21 protein-coding genes are annotated in these 22148 nt (G+C 63.1%); 13 read left to right on the top strand and 8 right to left on the bottom strand.

The annotated features are described in order from the left end of the window. The first annotated feature begins 123 nt into the window (after positions 1–123). The 3 genes from ACO055_RS16410 to ACO055_RS16400 all read left to right on the top strand — a co-directional run bounded on the left by ACO055_RS16410 (position 124) and on the right by ACO055_RS16400 (position 2736). Positions 124–555, top strand: a complete 432-nt coding sequence (locus ACO055_RS16410) for a MerC domain-containing protein (protein WP_422059903.1) — start codon at positions 124–126, stop codon at positions 553–555. A gap of 108 nt (positions 556–663) precedes the next feature. Further along, complete coding sequence (locus ACO055_RS16405) at positions 664–1128, top strand: Fur family transcriptional regulator (RefSeq protein ID WP_422059902.1); 465 nt, start codon at positions 664–666, stop codon at positions 1126–1128. An 84-nt stretch (positions 1129–1212) separates the two neighbouring features. Further along, positions 1213–2736, top strand: coding sequence for a fumarate hydratase (locus ACO055_RS16400; protein WP_422059901.1), 1524 nt, complete (start codon positions 1213–1215; stop codon positions 2734–2736). A gap of 321 nt (positions 2737–3057) precedes the next feature. On the opposite strand, the gene ACO055_RS16395 is transcribed toward ACO055_RS16400, so the two are convergent. Continuing rightward, positions 3058–3867: an SDR family NAD(P)-dependent oxidoreductase gene (locus ACO055_RS16395; protein WP_422059900.1), complete on the bottom strand. Its 810-nt coding sequence runs from the start codon at positions 3865–3867 to the stop codon at positions 3058–3060. Positions 3868–3935: 68 nt separating this feature from the next. Here ACO055_RS16395 and ACO055_RS16390 point away from each other — a divergent pair, with 68 nt between their 5' ends. The 3 genes from ACO055_RS16390 to ACO055_RS16380 are packed head-to-tail and all read left to right on the top strand — an operon-like array spanning position 3936 to position 6427. Then, entirely contained in the window at positions 3936–4403 is a 468-nt protein-coding gene (locus ACO055_RS16390) for an SAM-dependent methyltransferase (RefSeq protein WP_422059899.1), read from the top strand. 21 nt (positions 4404–4424) lie between these two features. Then, positions 4425–5969, top strand: coding sequence for a M20/M25/M40 family metallo-hydrolase (locus ACO055_RS16385; protein WP_422059898.1), 1545 nt, complete (start codon positions 4425–4427; stop codon positions 5967–5969). Continuing rightward, positions 5966–6427, top strand: a complete 462-nt coding sequence (locus ACO055_RS16380; RefSeq protein ID WP_422059897.1) for a VOC family protein — start codon at positions 5966–5968, stop codon at positions 6425–6427. Before ACO055_RS16385 ends, ACO055_RS16380 begins: the two co-directional genes overlap by 4 nt. On the opposite strand, the gene ACO055_RS16375 is transcribed toward ACO055_RS16380, so the two are convergent. Then, positions 6424–7587 (bottom strand): DUF481 domain-containing protein, encoded by a 1164-nt coding sequence (locus ACO055_RS16375; protein WP_422059896.1) that lies wholly within the window; start codon positions 7585–7587, stop codon positions 6424–6426. The genes ACO055_RS16380 and ACO055_RS16375 overlap by 4 nt on opposite strands. A gap of 124 nt (positions 7588–7711) precedes the next feature. Here ACO055_RS16375 and ACO055_RS16370 point away from each other — a divergent pair, with 124 nt between their 5' ends. Beyond that, entirely contained in the window at positions 7712–7987 is a 276-nt protein-coding gene (locus ACO055_RS16370; RefSeq protein WP_422059895.1) for a hypothetical protein, read from the top strand. Between the two features lie 171 nt (positions 7988–8158). Here ACO055_RS16370 and ACO055_RS16365 read toward each other — a convergent pair whose 3' ends face one another. The 4 genes from ACO055_RS16365 to ACO055_RS16350 form a co-directional block, all read right to left on the bottom strand. Continuing rightward, entirely contained in the window at positions 8159–9298 is a 1140-nt protein-coding gene (locus ACO055_RS16365; RefSeq protein WP_422059894.1) for an MBL fold metallo-hydrolase, read from the bottom strand. 3 nt (positions 9299–9301) lie between these two features. After that, a complete protein-coding gene (locus ACO055_RS16360) occupies positions 9302–9934 on the bottom strand; it encodes a cell cycle transcriptional regulator TrcR (protein ID WP_422062487.1) in 633 nt (210 codons plus the stop codon). Positions 9935–10124: 190 nt separating this feature from the next. Continuing rightward, entirely contained in the window at positions 10125–10505 is a 381-nt protein-coding gene (locus ACO055_RS16355) for an OsmC family protein (RefSeq protein ID WP_422059893.1), read from the bottom strand. 46 nt (positions 10506–10551) lie between these two features. Beyond that, positions 10552–11187 (bottom strand): TetR/AcrR family transcriptional regulator, encoded by a 636-nt coding sequence (locus ACO055_RS16350; protein WP_422059892.1) that lies wholly within the window; start codon positions 11185–11187, stop codon positions 10552–10554. Positions 11188–11298: 111 nt separating this feature from the next. On the opposite strand from ACO055_RS16350, the gene ACO055_RS16345 reads away from it, so the two are divergent. From ACO055_RS16345 to ACO055_RS16330, 4 genes are all read left to right on the top strand, one after another. After that, on the top strand, positions 11299–12456 hold the full coding sequence (locus ACO055_RS16345) for an efflux RND transporter periplasmic adaptor subunit (protein WP_422059891.1): 1158 nt from the start codon (positions 11299–11301) through the stop codon (positions 12454–12456). 10 nt (positions 12457–12466) lie between these two features. Next, the gene (locus ACO055_RS16340; RefSeq protein WP_422059890.1) at positions 12467–15634 is read left to right on the top strand and encodes a multidrug efflux RND transporter permease subunit; all 3168 of its coding nucleotides are present in this window, start codon (positions 12467–12469) and stop codon (positions 15632–15634) included. Continuing rightward, a complete protein-coding gene (locus ACO055_RS16335) occupies positions 15627–17027 on the top strand; it encodes an efflux transporter outer membrane subunit (protein WP_422059889.1) in 1401 nt (466 codons plus the stop codon). Before ACO055_RS16340 ends, ACO055_RS16335 begins: the two co-directional genes overlap by 8 nt. Positions 17028–17328: 301 nt before the next feature. Next, positions 17329–17841, top strand: coding sequence for a DUF3617 domain-containing protein (locus ACO055_RS16330; RefSeq protein WP_422059888.1), 513 nt, complete (start codon positions 17329–17331; stop codon positions 17839–17841). 675 nt (positions 17842–18516) lie between these two features. On the opposite strand, the gene ACO055_RS16325 is transcribed toward ACO055_RS16330, so the two are convergent. Next, entirely contained in the window at positions 18517–18969 is a 453-nt protein-coding gene (locus tag ACO055_RS16325; protein ID WP_422059887.1) for a helix-turn-helix domain-containing protein, read from the bottom strand. A 17-nt stretch (positions 18970–18986) separates the two neighbouring features. After that, entirely contained in the window at positions 18987–19307 is a 321-nt protein-coding gene (locus ACO055_RS16320) for a DUF4019 domain-containing protein (RefSeq protein WP_422059886.1), read from the bottom strand. A gap of 835 nt (positions 19308–20142) precedes the next feature. Here ACO055_RS16320 and ACO055_RS16315 point away from each other — a divergent pair. Further along, positions 20143–20751 carry a response regulator transcription factor gene (locus ACO055_RS16315; RefSeq protein WP_422059885.1) on the top strand — a complete coding sequence of 203 codons (609 nt, stop codon included), beginning with the start codon at positions 20143–20145 and terminating at the stop codon, positions 20749–20751. Positions 20752–20828: 77 nt separating this feature from the next. Then, positions 20829–21998, top strand: a complete 1170-nt coding sequence (locus ACO055_RS16310; protein WP_422059884.1) for a sensor histidine kinase — start codon at positions 20829–20831, stop codon at positions 21996–21998. Positions 21999–22148 lie beyond the last annotated feature (150 nt).

Raw genomic sequence — 22148 nt, 5'->3', positions numbered from 1 at the left:
CAACCCCGTTACCCGCGTCTCCGCGAGGTGACGACGGGGGCAGCATTATGTTGCAATGAGATATTGTAACCTTTGTCATGATATGCCATATCCAGCACCGCAGTTGGACCAACGGAGAATCGGGTGACGAATGTCGCCAATCACAGCCATTTCTGGCCGCGCCTCGGCGCGGTGGTTCGGGCTGCGCGCGATTCGCGGCCGCTGACATCGCTCACCGGCGACCAGCTGGCGATGGGATTGTCGGGTCTCTGCCTTGTCCATTGCCTGGCCAGCACGATCTTTTTCGCGTCGATCGCTTCGGTCGGCGGCGCGCTGCTCAACCCGGCGTTCCACGAAATCGGCCTTGTCATCGCGATCGGCTTCGCGCTGATCACGCTGGTCTCGGGCGTGCTCAGCCACGGTTATATGATGCCCTTCGCGGTCGGCTGCTTCGGGCTCGGCATGATGGCGGGGGCGCTGTCGCGACCGCATGACGGCAGCGAAATCCTCGCGACGATGATCGGCGTCGCCGTGGTGGCGCTCGGCCACGACCTCAACCGCCGCGCCAGAAACTGATCCGGCGCCACGCAGGAGCGCCCGCAGCTTGCGGGTGCCGCTCAAACAACATACATTATCCCGATCGGGGCAGCAGGCGCGGGTATGGCCGCGCACAAGGAAACGCCAATGGGCAAGCATGAACATCCGCATGTCGAGGCGAGCGGCGCCTCGCTCGCCACCGCAGCGCAGGCCGCGCTCGAAAAGGGCGGCGAAGCGTGGACGGACATGCGCGCCCAGATTTTCGATGCCGTCGCCGAAATAGGCAAACCCGCAAGCGCTTATGAAATCGCCGACATCGTGTCGCAGAAACGCGGCAAGCGCGTCGCACCGAACAGCGTCTATCGCATCCTCGACCTGTTCGTCGCGAACAACCTGGTCCGCCGCGTCGAGAGCGCCAATGCCTTTGTCGCGAACAGCCATCCGGGCTGCCTCCACGACTGCATTTTCCTGATCTGCGACACCTGCGGCACCGCGGTCCACGTCGACAATGACAAGCTGTCCGACGGCGTCCGCGCCGCCGCCGAGGCGACGGGCTTCGCCGCCGAGCGCCCGGTGATCGAAGTGCGCGGCAAATGCGCCGAGTGCCAATAGCGCAAGGCAGCTAACCCCTTTCCGTTACCGGCGACCGGGTCTAGGGAGACCCGAATCCTGAAACAGGAAGAGGGGACTGCACCCATGAACACCGTCATGATCCGCGAGGATGACCTCGTCGAAACCATCGCCGACGCGCTCCAGTACATCAGCTATTTCCACCCGATGGATTATATCCGCGCGCTGGCCGCAGCCTATGACCGCGAAGTGTCGCCCGCCGCAAAGGATGCGATGGCGCAGATCCTCTCGAACAGCCGCATGTGCGCTGAGGGGCACCGGCCGATCTGCCAGGACACCGGCATCGTCACGGTCTTTATCAAATGGGGCATGGACTGCCGCCTCGACAGCCCGCGCAGCCTGCAACAGGTCGTCGACGAGGGGGTCCGCCGCGCGTATCTGCATCCCGAGAACAAGCTGCGCGCCTCGATCCTCGCCGACCCGGCGTTCAGCCGCGTCAACACCAAGGATAACACGCCCTCGGTACTCAACGTCGAGATGGTCCCCGGCAGCAAGGTCGTGATCGACGTTGCCGCAAAGGGCGGCGGCAGCGAGAATAAGTCGAAGTTCAAGATGATGAACCCGTCGGACTCGATCGTCGACTGGGTGCTCGAAATGGTGCCGCAGATGGGCGCCGGCTGGTGCCCCCCGGGCATGCTCGGCATCGGCATCGGCGGCACCGCCGAAAAGGCCATGCTGCTCGCGAAACAGTCGCTGATGGACCCGATCGACATGACCGAACTGCTCGCGCGCGGGCCGTCGTCGCCGACCGAGGAACTGCGCATCGAGCTGTATGAAAAGGTCAATGCGCTCGGCATCGGCGCACAGGGGCTTGGCGGCCTTGCGACCGTGCTCGACGTCAAGATCGCCGACTGGCCGACGCATGCCGCATCCAAGCCCGTCGCGATGATCCCGAACTGCGCAGCGACACGCCACGCGCATGTGACGCTCGACGGCAGCGGCCCGGCGTTCCTCGAACAGCCGGTGCTCGCCGACTATCCGCAGATCGACTGGAAGCCTGACCAGGCGGCGATCCGCGTCGACCTCGACACTCTGACCCCCGCAGTGGTCGCGAGCTGGAAACAGGGCGACCGCCTGCTGCTCAATGGCAAGATGCTTACCGGCCGCGACGCCGCGCACAAGCGGATTGCCGAGATGCTCGCCAAGGGCGAGGAACTGCCGGTAAGCTTCCGCGACCGCGTCATATATTATGTCGGCCCCGTCGATCCGGTCGGCGAGGAAATCGTCGGTCCCGCTGGCCCGACGACCGCGACGCGCATGGACAAGTTCATGGACATGATGCTCGACCAGGGCCTGCTTGCCTGCGTCGGCAAGGCCGAACGCGGCCCCGCCGCGACGCAGGCGATCGCCAAGCACAAGAGCGCCTATCTGATGGCGGTCGGCGGCGCGGCCTATCTGGTTTCACGCGCGATCAAGGGCAGCGAGGTCGTCGGCTTCGCCGATCTCGGCATGGAAGCAATCTATGAGTTCGAGGTCCAGGACTTCCCCGTCACCGTCGCGGTCGACAGCGAAGGCCAGAATGTCCACGTCAATGCGCCGAAGCTGTGGCAAAAGCGCATTGCGGACGAGGGGCTGCTCGAGAAGGCGTGAGCGCTGACGCCGGTAACAGCTAGAGTGAATCGGCAGATTTGGATGGCTCCTTTTAATCTGGAGCTTGTTCGCGTCCGACCGCATCGCCCATCTTTCGAGGCGCATTCAGGGACAACGCCTTTCTTGTCCTTCTCCGTCACGCCTGACTTGTCCTTCCCCGTCACCCCGGCGAAGGGCGGGGTCGCGCCCTCGCGACCATCAACCTCCGAAACGGCAAGATCCCGGCCTTCGCCGGGATGACGATACGGGATAGGTTCGCGCCATGCGCCAGCCTTGTACCCATATCCTCACCAACCGCAGCAATCGGCTTTTCTACACCGCCTAGCGCGCGGCGCGCATCCGTTCGACGAACAGCGCAACATCCATCGCCTCGTCGCCGGACTCGCGCGGCGCGTATTTCGCGAATGCGGCATAGGCTTCGTCCCATCGCTCTTCCATCCGCACGACATTGTACGGATGGCTGACGAGGTAAAATTCGCCCGCCTCCATCTGCGGCACGATGCGCGCAGCGAAGGCGTCGGCGTCCATCGCTGCGTCGGCATGACGCGTCATGTCGGACTTGACCCACCCGGGGATGATCACCCCGACATCGATGCCGCGCGGCGCCTCGTTGCGAAGCGTGTCCATCAGGCCCAGCACCGCATGCTTGCTGGCCACATAGATGCCGCCGTTCGTTCGCACCGCATTGAAAAGCCCATTTTCCGACGCCGTCGCATAGATCGCCGACGGCAGCCCGTCGTCGCGGAAGCGTCGGCCAAAGGTCTGCACGCAATTCCACACGCCCCAGAAATTGACCTCCATCAGCGCGCGCGCCGCAGCCGCGTCGGTGTCGAGCACCAACGTGCGAACGCCGCCGACCCCGGCATTGGCGATGATCGCATCGGCACGGCCATGTTCGGCCCAGGCGAAATCGGCCAGCGCCTCGACCGCCGCCGGGTCCGTAACATCGCCCGCAAAATAGCGCGCGTCGATGCCCTGCGCCGCCAGGTCGGCGACCGCGTCGGCGAGCTTGTCGGCGCGCGGCTCGAACAGGATGATCCGCGCACCCGCGGCGCCGATCCGCTTTGCCAGTGCAAAACCGATCCCAGTTGCGCCGCCGGTGATGACGACGCTCTTGCCCTGAAAGTCCATCGCGTCTCTCCTTTCTTGCAAGGCTAGGCGCGCTGCGCCATCAGCGTCAACGCAGCAGGGAAACAACGATGAGCTTTACCCTAACCCCGATCGGCCATGTCCGCGGCGGCCGCGCCGACGCAGTCGATGACGATTGGGGCGCCAGTCGCGCGACGATCGAGCTTGAAGCGCACTTCGCGCCCAACGCGCTCGCGGGCCTTGCCGACTTCAGCCATGCCGAGGTCATCTTCCTTTTCGACAAGGTGCCGGGCGACAAGATCGAGACCGGCGCACGCCATCCCCGGAACCGGGCCGACTGGCCGCTGGTCGGCATCTTCGCGCAGCGCGGCAAGAATCGCCCCAATCGCCTCGGCCTCACCACCTGCCGGATCGTCGCGGTCGACGGGCTGTCCGTTGAAGTCGAGGGACTCGATGCGATCGACGGCACGCCGGTACTCGACATCAAGCCCGTGATGGTGGAGTTTCTGCCGCGTGGGGATGTGCGGCAGCCCGACTGGTCGCATGCATTGATGCAGGAATATTGGGACAAGCCATAGCAACAGGGAAAGAGGCTCGCGATGAACGATGACAATCAGATGCTCCGGACGATGCTCGAGCGACGCGGACTGCTGCGCGGCGCCGCCATGCTGGGTGCAGGCGCGACAATGATGAGCCCGCTGCCGGCGCTCGCCGCGAGCAGCCAGACCGCCGCGATCCGCAAAGCGGCCGAGGCGGGCAAGGAGGCTTCGGTCAAGCGGCTGCGCGACTGGATTGCGCTCCCCTCGATCGCTGCCGAGAACCGCAACATGCCCGAAGGCGCCGCCTATATGGCCCAGCTCGCCAGGGACGCGGGCTTCACCCAGGTCGAGATCGTGCCGACCGACGGCCATCCCGGCGTGTTCGGGACGATCGACGTCGGCGCCAAGCGCACCCTCGGCATCTATTTCATGTATGATGTGAAGCAGTTCGATCCCGCCGAATGGTCGTCACCGCCGCTCGAGGGCAAGCTCGTCGAAAAGGCCGGCTTCGGCACCACGCTCGTGGGGCGCGGCGCGACAAACCAGAAAGGGCCTGAATCGGCCTTCCTCGCTGCACTCCACGCGATCCGCGCCGCCAAGGCGACGCTGCCGGTCAACATCGTGCTGATCTGCGAAGGCGAAGAGGAAATCGGCTCGCCGCATTTCCGCCAGGTCGCCACGAAGCCGAATGTCCTCGCCGCGCTCAAGAAATGCGAAGGCATCTTCATCCCCTTCCCTTCGCAGGACAAGACCGGAGCGGTCGACGTCAACCTGGGGTCGAAGGGCATCATCGAGCTCGAACTGATCGCCAGCGGCGAGAAATGGGGCCGCGGGCCAAAGGGCGATGTCCACTCCAGCCTGAAGGCCATGATCGACTCGCCCGCCTGGCGGCTGGTGCAGGCGCTTCAGACGCTCGTCTCGCCCGACGGCAACACGCCGGTGATCGAGGGGTGGTTCGAAAATGTCCGGCCGCTGACCGAGCGCGAGAAGACGCTGATCCGCGAGGCCGCGAAGGGCGCCGACGAGGCCGCCGAAAAGCAGGCGCTAGGGGTCAAGACCTGGATCGACAATCTGAAATATGACGACGCACTGATCCGCCTCGCGCAGGAGCCGACGGTCAATATCGAAGGGCTCGTCGCGGGCTATACCGGCCCCGGCGGCAAGACCGTGCTGCCCGGCCGCGCGGTTGCCAAGCTCGACCTTCGCCTTGTCCCGAACCAGACGCGCGCCGAGGCCGAGAAGAAGCTCCGCGCGCATCTCGACAAGCATGGCTTCGCCGATGTCGAGATGAATGTTTCGGGCGGTTACGACCCGACCGAGGTCGCCGAGAACAGCCTGCTGATCCGCACCGAACTCGCGACTTACAAGAAGCTTGGCGTCACCACGAACGTCAACGCGCGGCTCGCAGGCAGCTGGCCGGGCGCGACCTTCACCGCGCCGCCGGTGTCGATCCCTGCGGGCCATTTCGGTATCGGCCATGGCGCAGGGGCGCACGCACCGAACGAATATTATCTGATCGATTCGACCAACCCGAAAGTCGCGGGACTCGTCGACGCCACGATGGGCTTCGTCGAGTTCCTCTATACGCTGGCGGCGATCAAATGAGCGGCCTCAATGGCGTCGCGCATGTCATCCTGACGGCGGGCGACTTCGCCCGCTCGACGGCGTTCTGGCGCGACGTCATTGGCTATCTGGACCTCAAGCTCGTCCTCGACACCGAGCATATGCTCTATGGCGTGGGCGGCCGCACCGCGATCGGCATCCGCACCGGCAGCGCGGAAAACGCGGGCAAGCGCTTCGACCAGGGCGCGCCGGGGCTGCACCATGTCTGCTTCCGGATGCGCGATCGCGCGGCGGTCGATGCCATCCATGATTTTCTGAAAGACCGTGGCGACATCGTCTTTGTCCATGGTCCGCAGGAGGAGCCGTGGGCGCCAGGCTATTATTCGATCCTGTTCGAGGATCCCGACGGCATCCGCATCGAATTCAACCATGTCCCCGGCGCGGGACTGCTGGTCGACGGGGAGGAGATCCGCGGCGGCGAGGCGTTCGACGGCAGCTAGAAGCCATAGACCAGCGTAAACCGCGTCAGCGTGTCGACTTTCTCGATGCCCGGCGGCGGGTTCGTCGTGATATCGGCCGAATAGGCAAGCCGCGCCGACAGGGCACCGGTCAGCTTGGCATTGATCGCGGTCAGCGAATTGGTCGAACTGTTGCGCTCGCCGACGATCGTCGAGGCGACCTGCGTCAACCGCAGACTGGGCGACAATTGCCAGCCGAAGTCGACGCCCGCGAGCCCAGTCAGTTCGCTTTCCCTCAGCCCGCTGACGAAATCGGTCTGGCGCCAGCTGGGCCCGCCCTTCAGGCTGAGCGACACGCTCTTGTTGTCGAACACCTTGTAGCCGAGGCCGGCCGACAGGTTCCATCGCGCGTCATAGCCGAGGATGCGATCCTGCTCCCAGCGGCCAAGCCCGTATGCGAAACCGCGGTCGCTGATCTTGTACTGGGGCTCGGCCTCGACGATAAAACGCTCGACCGAGGTCCGGCCATTGGTGCGTTGATAATCGGCCTGTGCGCGGAACTTATAATCCCAGTCGAGGCCCTTGCGCGCGAGCGCGAGCCCCGCACTCAGACCTTTCGAGCGGGTGTTGCCCGTGGCGAACGAGGCGCCGACTTGTCCTTCGCCCTTCCAGTTCTGCCAGATCTTCGCCGCGGCCAGCTTTGCGCGCGCCGCCGCGGCCTCCTCGTCTCTCGACCGCTGCCGTTCGGCGCGATAGGCGAGCACCCGCGCATCGATCTCTTCCGTCTGGTCGGGATTGGTCTCCTTCGCCAACTTGGCCACCGCCTCGACGTCGCCATCCTTGCCGCTCGCCATCGCCGCCGCGAGCATCTCGCTTACCGGATCGGGGGGAATGACCGTGGGATACGCACTCCGGTAATAGGCGGTCAGCGCGTCGATTTCGCCCAGGCTGTCCGGATTGGTCAATCTGGCGAGCCGGACGACGGCTTCGACATCGGCGTCCTCGCCGCTCGCGAACGCCGCGTCGATCATCACGCGCACGGCGTCCGCCAGCGGGGGATCGGTCGGCACGAGCGTCACGGGGAGCGGGCCGGCCAGCACCGGGTCGACGAGCGCGGGATTGACGGACTCCTGCGCCGCGTGCGCTGGCCCGATGCCGAGGGCAAGCAGGCCGAAAGCGGCAAGGCGAGGGAGAGAAAACATCGAAGAATCCTTCGCGGGGGAACTGCGTTCATTCGATCGCGATGCGGCGCGTGCTGCCTTCGCCGCCGCCTTATAGCGTCAATTTTGCTGGCATTTCCACCCCCGCGGCGCCATTTGCAACGCTATGTGGATCGCGATCATCGCCATTTTCTGCGCCGGCGTCGGCAATTTCGCGATGCACCGTGCCTTCATGGAGAGCGACGATCCGCTGATCCAGCAGATGGTACGCCCGCTCGCCGACAAGGTCGGGCCGAACATCACCTATGTGTTCGAATTCCTGCTGCTCGTCGGCGCGATGGCGATCGCGTCGCGCAACTGGTTCACCGGCCTGTTGCTCTATGGCCTCTATACCATCTTCAACGGACTCGCATTCAGCTGGGTCATGCACCGGCCGCGTTGATCGCGCGCGGCGGATAGCGACGGAAGGCAGGCATTGCTCTTTTTCGTCATCCCGGACTTGATCCGGGATCCATAGCCGCACCGTTGTCGTGGATCCCGGATCAAATCCGGGATGATGACGAGGGGGAGGCACTTTGGGCTGTCCACCCCAAAGGGCCAACCGCGCCGCGCGTCACGCGACGCCGTGGTACCACCACACCCCGTCGCGATCTTCTTTGCGAACGCGGCCTTCGACTTCGAGCCGCTTGAGATGCGCGAGCGCCTCGCCGGTCGCGAGGCCCTGATTGTCGGCGCCGATCGGGCGGTTGAAGAGCAACGGATAGGTGTCGACCGCGCGCATCGGCGCTTTGGCGATCGCTTCGGCGAGATTGTAGAGCCGCATGCGATGCTCGTCGCGGAGCGCCATCAGGCGGACATGGAGCCCCTTGAACGGCTCGCCATGCGCGGGGCAGACAGTCACGTCGCCAGGAACAACCGCGATCAGCTTGTCGATCGATGCCAGCCATTCGCCGAGCGGATCGGCATCGGGTTCGGTGATATTGACCGAGACGTTCGAACTGATCCGCGGCAGCACCTGGTCGCCCGCGACGAACACGCCCGCGCGCTCGTTCCACAGGCAGGCATGTTCGGGGCTGTGCCCCGATCCGACAACGACGCGCCATTGATGCGCGCCCATGTCGAGGACATCGCCGTCCTTGATCCGCACATAGCTGCGCGGCAACGGAAAGACGATCGCGCCGAAACGGCCCCAACCGCTCGCCCTCTGCGCCTCGATCGCCGCATCATCCCAGCCCGCGGCGCGCGATTGCGCGAGCGCTTCGTCGGGCACCGTGTCGCTCGTGTCGCCGACGATCATTCGCGCCGTCAGCATCTCGCCGCGCGTCATCCACAGCTTGACGCCCTTCTTTTTCGCGATCCAGCCGGCCAGCCCGATATGATCGGGATGGAGGTGCGTGCCGATCACGCGCGTGACCGGCGTATCGGCAAGCGCGCCGGCGTAGAGCGCCTTCCACGCGTCCGAACAGATGGTCAGGCAGACGCCGGTGTCGACGACGGCAACGCCATCCCCTCCATCATCGGCAACATCGTCCAAGATCCAGCTGTTGATATGCCCGAGCGACCCCGGCATCGGAATGCGCGCCCAGCTGATCCCGTCGGCGATGCGGATCGTTTCGCCCGGTCCGGGCGCGGCTTCGCCCCACGGATAGGTCAGCCCGGCACGGCTTGTCGCGGTGAAGCTGTCGTCCTGCGTCAAGGAAGCGTCCGGCGAGCCGCTGGCCGCCGGAATATTGTCCTCGTCGCTGCCCGGCACGCCTTACGCCTGCTCTTCGCTGGCTTCCTCGGCGGCGCGCGCTTCGTTGGCGGCGGTACGCTCGGCACGCAGTTCCTCGATCAGCGCTTCGCGGTCGCCTTCGAAACGGCTGTCCTCGGGCGCCTTGATGCCAGCCTTCTTCGCTGCCTTGGCGACGAGCGCATCGAGTTCGCGCTGCGAGCAGAGGCCTAGCGTGACCGGATCCTTGGGCACGATGTTCGCGCTGTTCCAGTGGCTGCGGTCGCGGATCGCGCCGATCGTGTTGCGCGTCGTGCCGATCAGCTTGCCGATCGCGCCGTCCGAAACCTCGGGATGATTCTTCAGGATCCACGCAATGCCGTCGGGCTTGTCCTGACGCTTGCTCACCGGTGTATAGCGCGGGCCGCGGGTGCGGCGGATCGTGTCCTGCGCCTGCTTGGTCATCTTGAGCTTGTAGTTCGGGTCTTCCTGACCTTTTTCGATTTCTTCCATCGACAGTTCGTGCGCGCGAACCGGGTCGCGGCCGGTATATTTGGTCGCGGCGGTCTCGTCCGCGATCGCCTGAACCTCGAGGATGTGGATGCCGCAATATTCGGCAATCTGAATGAAGGTGAGGCCGGTGTTGTCGACTAGCCAGGCGGCGGTCGCGTGGGGCATCAACGGGGTGGCATCGGCATTGGCCATGACTGCTCTCCAAAAGCGCAAATAATAAGGGCCGCCCCTCGCGGGGCGGCCGGACCTTGGCGGCGGATATATGCCGGTTTGGCGAAAGGGGCAAGAGCGGGGATTCGGCGTATCGGACGGGTGTCCGTTTCGGGGTAGGGAGCGCACCATCTCCCCCAGCACATCAGGTCAGCCGCGTATCGATCGGCAGGCCGTTCTTCAGCGTCAACGTCACAGGCGTGCGCTCGGCGATATCGGCCATCCGCACCTTCTGTTCTTCGTCGAGTCCGGCGATCGTCAGTGTTCGGGCAATGCGACGCTCCTCCACGCCGTGGAGACGCAGGCCGACCTCGAGCGATTCCAACGGCCAGCCCTTGCGGTCGGCGTACATGCGCAGCGTGATCGCGGTGCAGGCGCCCAGGCTCGCGAGCAGCAGGTCGTACGGCGCGAAGCCCGCACCCTGTCCGCCCAGCGCGGGCGGCTCGTCGGCAACCAGGTCGTGGTCGCCGACATGGATCTCGGTACGATATTTATCCTTGCCGATGCGGGCGATGCCTTGCGCCATATCATTCTCCTCTACCGAACTCTGGCTTGTCGCGCCTGCGAATGCCCTACCCGATCCTGAAATGGTCGAAGAAGGGTTGCAGCCGCCAGCGGATTTGCTGTTCGTCGAGGATTCCATCTTCGACGCCGAAAAGCCTGCTGAGCATCATGTCGCCCGAGATGGTCGACAGGAAAAGATGCGCCGTCGCCTCGGGATCGTCGATCGCTGCCTCGCCGGTTCTGGCCCAGCCTGCGAACAGGTCGGCCAGTTCGGCAATGAACGGCAAGTGGAGATCGCGATAGGTTTGCAGCGCGAAGTCGCGATCGCGCAGCGATTCGGACACGAGCATGCGCATGAGCGCGATCGCTCGCGGTGATCGCCATGTTTCGCATTCGCTACGGACATAATCCATCAGCGTATCGACCTTCGACCGGCCGGCACCGGCGCCGCGGTCGGCGCGTTCCGCCATCGTCTCGCCACACCAGCGAACCGCGATCGCGTGGAGCAGACCCTGCTTGTTGCCGAACAATTCATAGAGCGTCGCAAGCGACCCGCCCGAACGCCGGACAATCTCGGCCAGACTCGTCCTGTCATAACCCTGTTCTATGAACAGCGCCTCCGCCGCATCGAGGATCGCTTCATATCTCCGTTCGCGCGGACCAGGTCTATCTATTTGACATGCCGTCAATTCTTTCCCGTCCAAGTTCTGCTCCTCTCCCTTGCTCTTTTGTGTAATTTAAATTACATATCGCCAAAGCGCAACGGTTTCAGTTCGTTCGACTTTCACCAAAATAGCGAATTTCCAGGGGTCCTTATGAGTCGCGTTCGTCCCTTTGCAAGCGCCGCGCTGGCGCTGTTGCTGGCCGCCTGTTCGTCGGAAGCGCCCCCCGCGCCGCCGCCGCCCGAGGTCAATATCGTGACCGTCAGCGCGCAGGCGGTGCCGAACGTCATCGAACTGCCCGGCCGCGTGCAGGCCTATCGCACGGCCGAAGTGCGCGCGCGCGTCGACGGCATCGTCGAGCGGCGACTGTTCGAGGAAGGCAGCTTCGTCGCCGCGGGCAAGGCGCTGTTCCGCATCGACCCCCGGCAACTTACCGCCAACGTCAATGCCGCGCGGGCGCAGCTTTCGCGCGCGCAAGCGACGGCGGCCAATGCGCGGCAGGTGGTGAACCGGTATCAGCCGCTGCTCGTGGATCAGGCGATCGGCAAGCAGGAATATGACGCCGCGATCGCGGCGCAGCGCACCGCCGAGGCCGATGTCCAGTCGGCGCAGGCGAATCTCGATTCGGCGCGGCTCAGCCTCGGCTATTCGACCGTCACTGCGCCGATCGGCGGCCGCGCGCGGCGCGCCGAGGTCACCGAAGGCGCACTCGTCAGCGCCGCTGCGGGCACGTTGCTCACGACGATCGAGCAGATCGACCGCGTCTATGTCAATTTCGGCCAGTCGAGTTCGGACCTGATGGCGATCCGCCGCGATATCGAGAATGGAAAGCTGGAAATTCCGCCAGTCGGACGCGTCGAAGTACAATTGGTGCTCGAGGACGGCACCCCCTATCCGGTGGTCGGCCACCTTGATTTCCTCGATCTGTCGATCGACGAAGCAACCGGCACCGCCGCGTTGCGCGCCGAGTTCCCGAACCCCGCCGACGCGCTGCTCCCGGGCCAGTTCGTGCGCGCGCGCGTCAAAGCGGGATTTCGGCCGAACGGGATTCTGATCCCGCAACGCGCGGTCAAGCTTTCGGCCGACGCCGCGACGGTGATGATCCTCGATTCAAAGAATATCGTGACGATCCGCCCGGTGAAGCTCGGCACGATGCAGATGGGGCAGTGGGCGATCCTCGACGGGCTGCGGCCCGGTGACCGGGTGATCGTCGACGGCCTGCAAAAGGTTCAGCCGGGACAGCCGGCCAAGGTCGCCGGAACCGCCGCGACCCGGCCGAAGCCCGCAAAAACCGCGACGACCAAGCGCTGAGGGTGATCATATGACCCCCCGCTTTTTCATCGACCGCCCCATCTTTTCATGGGTCATTGCGATCGGCATCCTGCTTGCCGGGATCATCGCGCTGCGCAGCCTGCCGGTCGAGCAATATCCGTCGGTCGCGCCGCCTTCGCTGACGATCAGCGTCACCTATCCCGGCGCCGATGCGGGCACGCTCGAGCAGAATGTGACTCAGGTCATCGAGCAGGAACTGAACGGGGTCGAGGGCTTCCTCTACATGGCCTCGACCAGCGAATCGAACGGCACCGCATCGATCACCCTGACGTTCGAGGCCGGGACCGACATCGACAATGCGCAGATGGAAGTGCAGAATCGCCTCCGCCGCGTCGAGCAGCGCCTGCCCGAGGATGTGCGCCGACAGGGCATTTCGGTGACCGAGGCCAATTCGGGTTTCCTGTTGATCGTCGCGATCACGTCGAAGAGCGGCAACACCGACCCGATGGAGGTCAATAATTTCGCGAACACGCGCGTGCTCGACGAGCTACGCCGGGTCGGCGGCGTCGGCAATGTCCAGGCCTTTGCACCCGAATATGCGATGCGCATCTGGCTCGATCCGCAGAAGCTTGCGTCGCACAATCTGTCGGCCGGCGAAGCGCTTGGCGCGGTGCAGGAGCAGAATAGCCAGACCCCCGGCGGCCAGCTCGGCGACCAGCCGCTCGCCAAGGGCGCCCAGCTCAACGCCGTGATCACGACGCAGGGTCGCTTCACCAAGCCCGAGCAGTTCGAAAGCATCATCCTGCGCGCGAACCCAGATGGATCGGCGGTCACGCTTGGCGATGTCGGGCGCGTCGAGCTGGGTGCTGCCAGCTATGTCTTCTCGTCCGAGCTCAACGGCAAGCCGATGGCCGGCCTGGCCGTCCAGCTGACGCCAGGCGCCAACGCGCTCGCGACCGCGAAAGGGATTCGCGACCGGCTGACCGAATTGTCGAAAGGCTTTCCGCCCGACGTCACCTGGTCGATTCCCTATGACACGACGCCTTTCATCAGCCTGTCGATCGAGGAAGTCGTCAAGACGCTGGGCGAGGCGATGCTGCTCGTCTTCCTCGTCATGTTCCTGTTCCTGCAGAACTGGCGCGCGACCGTGATCCCGACCGTGGTCGTCCCGATCGCGCTCGCTGGCGCGTGCCTTGGCCTCTGGCTCGCGGGTTTTTCGATCAATGTGCTGACCCTGTTCGGCATGGTGCTCGCCATCGGCATCCTCGTCGACGATGCGATCGTCGTGATCGAGAATGTCGAACGCATCATGAACGAGGAGCATCTGTCGCCCTATGAAGCGACCGTGAAGGCGATGAGCCAGATCACCTCGGCGATCATCGGCATCACACTCGTGCTGATCGCGGTGTTCATCCCGATGGCGTTCTTCCCCGGATCGACGGGAGGCATTTACCGGCAATTCTCGCTGACGCTGGCCATTTCGATCGGCTTCTCGGCGTTGCTCGCGCTAACGCTGACCCCGGCACTCTGCGCGACCTTGCTGAAGCCGCATGACGATACAAAGCGCAGCGGCCCGATCGGCGAACGTTTCGATCGTTTCTTCGGCGGCTTCAATCGCTGGTTCGGACGAACGACCGACCGCTATCAGGGCCGTGTCGGGCGCATCCTGTCGGCACCGCTACGCTGGCTTGGCATTTTCCTCGCGCTTGTGGCGGTGACCGCGCTGCTGTTCACGCGCTTGCCCGGATCCTTCCTGCCGCAGGAAGATCAGGGCTATCTGATCACCGTCATCCAGGCGCCGCCAGGCGCGACGACACAGCGCACCGACCTCGCGTCGAGCCAGGTGAAGAAGTTCTTCGCCGCGCAGCCGCAGGTTGCAAACACCGTGCTCGTCCGCGGCTTCAGCTTCTTCGGCCAGGGTCAGGCGAACGCGATCATGTTCACGCCTCTGAAGCCGTGGGACGAACGCAGCGGCAAGGAAAACGGCGCCGATGCGATCGCGGGCAAGGCGATGGGCGCCTTCATGGGGATCAAGGAAGCCTTCGTCTTCTCGCTGAGTCCGCCATCGATCGCCGAGTTGGGCACTGCGAGCGGTTTCACCTTCAAATTGCAGGACCGTGGCGGCAACGGCCGCACGGCGCTGATGCAGGCGCGCAACCAGATGCTCGGCGGCGCGATGCAGAGCAAGCTGCTCGCCAACGTCCGCCCCGAGGGGCAGGAGGATGCGCCCGTCCTGAAAGTCGACATCGACCGCATCAAGGCGCGCGCGCTGGGCCTGTCGATCGGCGACGTCAACGCGACGCTCGCGATCACGTTCGGCAGCGCCTATGCCAACGACTTCACGCGCGAAGGCCGCGTGTTGCGCGTCCTGCTCCAGGCCGATGCCGCGAACAGGATGACGCCGCAGGACGTCGTCGATCTGCGCGTTCGCACCGCGGCGGGCGACATGGTCCCCTTTGGATCGTTCAGCACCGCCGAATGGTCGGCCGAAGCGCCGCAGCTGCAACGCTATAACGGCTATCCCGCGATGACGATTTCGGGCGAACCCGCGCCCGGCCAGTCGACCGGCGAAGCGATGGCCGAAATGGAGCGCATCGCGCAGGCGCTTCCTGCGGGCTTCGCGTTCGAGTGGACGGGCATCTCCTATGAGGAGAAGCAGTCGTCGGGACAGATCGGCATGCTGCTCGGCCTGTCGCTCGTCGTCGTCTTCCTGCTGCTCGCGGCGCTCTATGAAAGCTGGTCGGTGCCGGTTGCGGTGCTGCTTGTCGTGCCCCTGGGCGTGCTGGGAGCGGTGCTTCTTTCGATGTTCCGCGGGCTGTCCGCCGACATCTATTTCAACGTCGGCCTGATCACGATCATCGGCCTGTCCGCCAAGAATGCGATCCTGATCGTCGAATTCGCGATCGAGCAGGAAGCCGAAGGCAAGTCGACGCTCGACGCGGTGATGGAAGCCGTCAAGCTGCGCCTCCGTCCGATCATCATGACCAGCCTTGCCTTCATCCTGGGCATGGTGCCGCTCGTGATCGCGACCGGCGCTGGCGCGGCCAGCCGCATCGCGGTCGGTTCGGGCGTGATGGGGGGCATGATTGCCGCGACCTTGCTCGGAATCTTCTTCATCCCGCTCTTTTATCTGTCGGTTCGCAAATGGCTGAGCCGCAAGCGGCCGCCGGCGCCAGGCGAAAAAGGCCATCATGAGCCGGAGACCGATCATGCGTAAGATCTTGGTCCTGCTCGCCGCGACCGCGCTCACAGGCTGCGTCAACCTCGCCCCCCGGCACACGCAGCCGGCGCTGCCGACCGACGCCCATTATCCGGCGGGGTTCGAGAATGACGTAACGCTGGGTCAGCGCGCAACCGATATTGCGTGGCACGATTTCTTTGCCGACCCGCAGCTCGAAGTGCTGATCGCGCGCGCGATCGAGCGCAATCGCGACCTGGTGATCGCGGTTGCACGGATCGAGGAAGCGCGCGGGCAATATCGCATCCAGGACGCCGACCGCCTGCCGACCGTTGGCGCAAGCGCCGAAGCCGTTCGCAGCCGGGGGCCCTCGCTCACCGGGCCGGGCACCGACACCTCGAACCGTTATTCGGTCGGGGTCGGTGTCACATCGTTCGAACTTGATTTCTGGGGACGGGTGAAGAATCTCTCGGAAGCCGCACGCAGCCAGTATTTTGCCACGCAGCAGGCCGAGCGCGCCTTTCGCCTGACCTTGGTGCGCGACGTTGCATCGACCTATTTCGCCTCGCGCGGTGCCGAGGAACAGATCATCCTCGCCGAAGCGACCGTGACGAGCCGCCGCGAAGGGCTGCGGATCGCCAAGCTTCGGCTCGACGCCGGGGTGACGTCAGCGCTCGACTATCGCCAGTCCGAAACGCTGCTGACGCAGGCCGAGACGCAGCTCGCGAGCCTGAAACTCGCCAAGGCGCAAGCCGACAATTTCCTTGCCGTACTGGTCGGCGGGCCGGTCCCGGCAGATCTTCCGGCGCCGCTGCCGCTCGTCGCGCAGAGCACGCCCCCGGCGCTCACCGCTGGCTTGCCGTCCGACCTGCTCGTCGCCCGCCCCGATATCGTTGGCGCCGAGGAGCAGCTCCGCGCCGCGCGCGCCAATGTCGGGGCCGCACGCGCCGCCTTCTTCCCGTCGATCTCGCTCACCGGCAATCTCGGTTTCGCGTCGGGATCGCTTGACGGCTTGTTTGGCAGCAACGGCCTGACGTGGAGCTTTGGCCCGACAATCAGCCTGCCGATCTTCGATTTCGGGCGCAACAAGGGCAATCTGACCGTCGCCGAAGCGCGCGAGAATATTGCCGTCGCCACATATGAAAAGACCGTCCAGACCGCCTTTCGCGAAGTCGCCGACGCGCTCGCGGGGCGACGCTATCTTGCCGAGCAGGTCGAGGCGCAGGAACGCGGCACGCTCGCGCAGCGCCGGATCGCCGATCTGGCGCGCAAACGCTATCGCGAAGGCGTGTCGACCTATCTCGAAGTGCTCGACGCCGAACGCAATCTTTTCGCGTCCGAACAAGCGCTGATCGAACTGCGTCGCGCGCAGGTCGACAATCTGGTCACGCTATATGTGGCGCTGGGCGGCGGGCTGGTCGAGCGCCGCTGACCGCTTTCCGGCGGATCGTCGTTTTCGAAGGAACAAGGTGAAAGGTGCGGGCGGTGCTCGCGCCAGGTCGATCGATGCGATCTTGAACCATAGCCCCGGCTCGAACGAGATGCCCGAAGCGCGCGAAACCAGACGCAGCCACCTGGTCCGAGCCTCATATTGTTGCGGCGTCGGCCGGATATACTAGCGTGCGGCGGTTGATCTGTTCCTCATCTTTCCCTAGCGTCGAAACGGCTCGTGATGCAGTTTAACATCATGATTATATTAGTTAATTTTGTTAAATGGGGCGGAGTAGAACGCGATGAAAAATTTGTACGTGATTGCGGCCATCGGTGCGCTGTCGGTGCTGGCCGGCTGTAGCAAGGGAGCCGACGCACCGGCGGATGGGCCAGTCAAGCGCGAGGCTGGCAACTGGAAAACCGAAGTGAAGCTGCTGAAATTCGAGATGCCGGGCCTGCCCGCCAATATGAAGGACGAGATGGCCAGGCAGTTCGCGGCGTCGGGCGGCACCGACCAGTGCCTCACGCAGGAACAGGCCGAGGAGGAAGATCTCGCCGACACGCTGACGAAGGGCATGGGCCAAGGCTGCGCGTGGTCGAAGAAGGACATTGGCGGCGGCAAAATCGACGTGGCCGGAAGCTGCACCGCGAACGGCCAGAAGGTCGAACTGGCAATGGCGGGCACGATGGGCGCCAACAAGACCGACGTGACGGTCTCGACCAAGGGTGCGACCCCCGCCGGCGGCCAGATGGAAATGGAAATGCAGGTAACGAGCACGCTCACAGGGTCGTGCGCTGGCGGCGCCCAAGGTTGAATTTACGGGTGCGCGGATCGACCAGGCCGCGCACTCCCATTTCGCGGCATCTGCTGCGCGGCGGGAAGGTCAATTGCGCCACATGGTTGGCGTCGATGCGCGAGGACGGGCGCCAACGGAAGCGCAGAAGCCTGGGTGGTTGGGTCAGGCCAAGCAATAGGCTGGCTGGCCGCGCTGAAACCGAAAATGCGCGCGACCGCGGCTTGGGAGAACATCGCCAAGACGCGGGACGCCATCGCTGCGGGGGAATTCTCCCTCGATCAGGGCGCGATTGGCAGGGTCGTGGAGAGAATATGGGTCCCTCGGCCCATAAAATCTCTGCTACGCCCGAAAATAAAACTGAAGAAATATGAGAGAAATTACAGAAAGAGATAAAATTATAACGGAGTATAATATTCTATTGAGGATTTTTATGATCTGATCATCACAATTCAATATGATATCTTCGACAAAATCCACGATTTCCGAATTGGAATGGCTTATTTCATTGAGTCTATTATTGAGAGTATTTCGCAAGAAAACGGCCTCTTGCCGTAAATATTCGATCGGATTTTCCCTCATCGACCGATCCAGAAAGTCTTCGATCATGGCCTCGGCCCGGGCGGGGTCCACGCCAGCGCCCTTCATCAGCCGACCCAGCGCTTCGATATCCACGCTACGATCAGGCAGCATGGCTCAATTCATCCGACCGGGCCGCGGAGCCGACTGCGGCCCGTCGGCGATCAACATCTCCTGCGCGTTCAGGAGCTGCTGACACGAAGCTCTGCTGAGGTAATAGCCGCCATTCCTCACACGAAATATGCCAGGAACAAAACGGCGAGCCACCAGGGCTTTCCTCGCATGACAAATATAGACCTTCAACGAAGACTGACAAATCCCGAGCTGTTCACAAATATCGGCATCAAATAATAAAGAGCCCGGGTTCTCCAAAAGCAAGTCGAGCAACCTGACCGTACCATCCGTCGCTTCCGGAAATATAATTCTCAATCTGTCCAATTGAAATATTTCGATGCGTCGGACATCGTCGATGTTGATTTCATCTTCGACGATCTTTTCGAGTTCCAGCAAAGCTTCACGAAATTTTTTCAACGTGCCGCTTATGGTGTGCTTCATCGTCATATTCTTCACGGTTTGGCTCCCATTTCTTACAGAATCGAATATCCGGCCATCTTCCACTGGCCGTCCGTATCGAGATGAAAAGACACGACTTCTTCCAAGGATTTGCCACTTTGACCTGTCGTGCGAAAACGAACGGAAATGTAGCGGCCGGGGGGTAGGGGGGCGGTCTTTTCGCTGATGATCACTCGCATGATCGCGATCCAGTCGCGCCCGGTCACACCGCCGAGCGTCGCTCGGCGCTGCGCCACGCTGGCAATGAATTGGTCCTTCGCTACGCTCGCCTTCATGATCGGCGACGACTTCTCCCAAATCTCGGCTATCTCGTATCGGTCGACCGATCCGATCACGAAGAGCGCGGCGTTCAGAAAGTCGGTCGGTCCAAGCGTCGCCACGCGCTGACCCGAATTGCTCACCTGTGCCCTGGCGTCCGCGGGCGCGAGCGACAGCCCCGCCAGCAGGAGAACGAGCCATCCGGCCCAACGGGCGACCAAAGGGCGCATTATCGATCGACGGCCGGTGCCGGTCGCCCCATTGCCGTCGTGTAGAGTTCGATCTGGACCCTGCGGTTAGGAGGAGTATCGCGAGGTTTCGCGTAGCCGTGCTACGAGTCTCGCGATCGACTAGCCTTAAGGGTTAGGCGGATAGACTAACGGGAAAGGCCGGGCCGGGCCGACCGCGTTCAACCTGGCCCGCCAGCTTCGGTCCCCGACCGTCGATCGCAGAGCGATTCGATCGGGCGCGCCCGCATCAAAATGATCTTGCAGGGAAACAACGCAGTAGGCGGCGCTGTCTTCCTGCATGTCGGAGAGCCCGATGAGCGCGAGCCTGAGCGCGGGGCACACCGCGTTAAGCCTCTTGAGGCATGGGATTTATACCATTATAGTTTAGACGACGACCCATACGGCTAAGTTGATATTCTATAGTGATTATATTTCGGCAGCACAAAGCGCGCTATTCAGAAGATCGTTGGAACCGGGTAATTTGCGCGGTACTTCGGTTAAGGAATTGATTTGAAAATTTAAATAGCCACGCAGGAACCGCTTACTTAACGCTGAATAGGGACTAGTCTATTGAACGACAGGGCGGCGTGGCCCCGGCGAATCCTGTGACAGCCACGCGAGCGTCGGCCATGGAAATGGGGCGAGGCTTGAAGAGTTGGGACGGGCTATGAAACCGCTAGATATGTCAAGAGTCGACACGGTTTTCGTTGTCGATGACGAAGATTCGATCCGGCAATCGCTGGACTCGATGCTCCGGTCGGTTGGCTACAAGGTCGAATTATTCTCGAGTGGTATCGAATTTCTGGAACGCGCCGATCCAGGGCTTTCCGGCTGCGTCGTCATGGACGTCCGGCTGCCCGGGCCCAGCGGGCTCGAGATTCAGCTCCGGCTTGCCGAGCAGGGCGTGCAATGTCCAATCGTCTTCATCACCAGCCATGGCGACATCGAAATGGCCGTCGAAGCGATGAAGCGTCATGCGACCGATTTCCTGACCAAGCCCTTTCGCGAACAGGCGCTGCTCGATGCCATCAGTCGCGCGCTGATGACCGAAAGCGAACGCCTGTCGCGCAACATCGACCGCCAGAAGGAGATGTCGCTGGTATCGACCCTGTCGGCGAGAGAACGCGAAGTCTTTGATTTTCTGTGCCAGGGTTTCGTCGGCAAGCAGATCGCGCATGCGATGACGATTTCGGAAGCGACGGTGAAAGTGCACCGGCGCAACATCATGCAAAAGCTGGGCATCCCCAACATCCATCAGTTGATTTTGGTCTTCGGGCATCGGCCGGAATAAAGATGAAGCGCCAACATTTTAGCGGCTTTGGCCACGGCAGAATGATAATCGAAAGATCCGTTTCCGAATTCCTGATCATGTTCCGCAATTTTTTCATCTTTCATGATCAGGAAAAATCGCTGTCGGCGAATATCATCTGCACAATATCGAAACTGCTGACGGTCGTTTTCATTTTTCTCTTCGGATTTCTGACCTATTTTCAATATTACACCAGCGCCCCATTATGGATATCGTCCGCCTTCTTCATCATTATCCTGAACAGCGTCCCGTTCAGGAGAAAGGCGACACTGTTATTGAACTGTACGATTTTCGCTGCCGCCGCTCTCTACACGATCGGGTCCCTCGCCATGCCGCCGGTCGAGGAAGCCAGATCGAGCATCGAGGCGATACAGGCCTTGATCCTGTGCGTGACCGCCCTGATCCTGCAGGATGTTGCGATGGTGGAGCGCGAGGCCTGGCGGTCCCGCCTGGTCGCGGAGCGCCGCCCGATCGAAGAAATCTGGGAAAATAGTCAGCTTGCGATCGAGAATTTCAAAATTCGCGAGGCGCTTTCGCGCATGAACCGGATTACCGTGGTCGAAGCCATGACGACGACCATTGCGCACGAAATGGGACAACCGATCGGATCGGCGCTGACGTTCGCCGAAGCCTCGCGGAGCTGGCTGACGCGGCCCGCGCCCGATGTCCAGGAAGCGACCAAGGCGCTCACGGGTGCGATTTCGCAGATTTCACGCGCCGGCCAGGTGCTGAGTTCGATCCGCCGGCTCGCCGCCCGCAATCCCGGCAAGTCGAAAGAGACCTCGATCGACGATCTTGTCCGGTCGCTGCTCGATCTCATGCGCGACTCGATCGAGCATCAGGAGGTCGCGCTGACGCTCGAAAATCGGATGTCCGACCCGGGAATCGTCGCGTTCGTTCGACCGGGAGATATTTCCCAAGTCATCATCAACCTTGTCAACAATGCGGTCGAAGCCTTCCCTCACGGACAGGCGTCCAAGACGATCACCGTTGCGCTGACGCTCGCACCGGGCGATTGGCTCTATATCGACATCATCGACAACGGGCCGGGGATCAGCCAGTCCGAACTCGGCCGCATTTTCGACAGTTTCTATACGACGAAGCCGAAAGGCATGGGGCTTGGGCTGGCGATTTGCCGCGAGATTGCCGAAAATCACGGCGGCTCGCTGATCATCGAGAGCGAGCCCGGCGTCGGCACGACCGCATCGCTGCGAATTCCGGTTGTTTGAAACCTGTCCGTTCGGCGAAGGGGCGCGGGCGCGGGGCCCAACATCGCCGGGCCGGCACTGGCGGGCAACGGAATGACGGCCGACGTCGCCGCATAACCGGCGCCAGGACACACGCTGGGGTCCTGACCCTAACCCGCCAGCGGCGCGAAC

It is taken from the genome of Sphingopyxis sp. (assembly GCF_965227415.1).
In the GTDB taxonomy this organism is placed as follows: Bacteria; Pseudomonadota; Alphaproteobacteria; order Sphingomonadales; family Sphingomonadaceae; genus Sphingopyxis.
The sequence above is the reverse complement of the archived record's forward strand: the minus strand, read 5'-3'. Positions and strand labels throughout refer to the sequence as shown.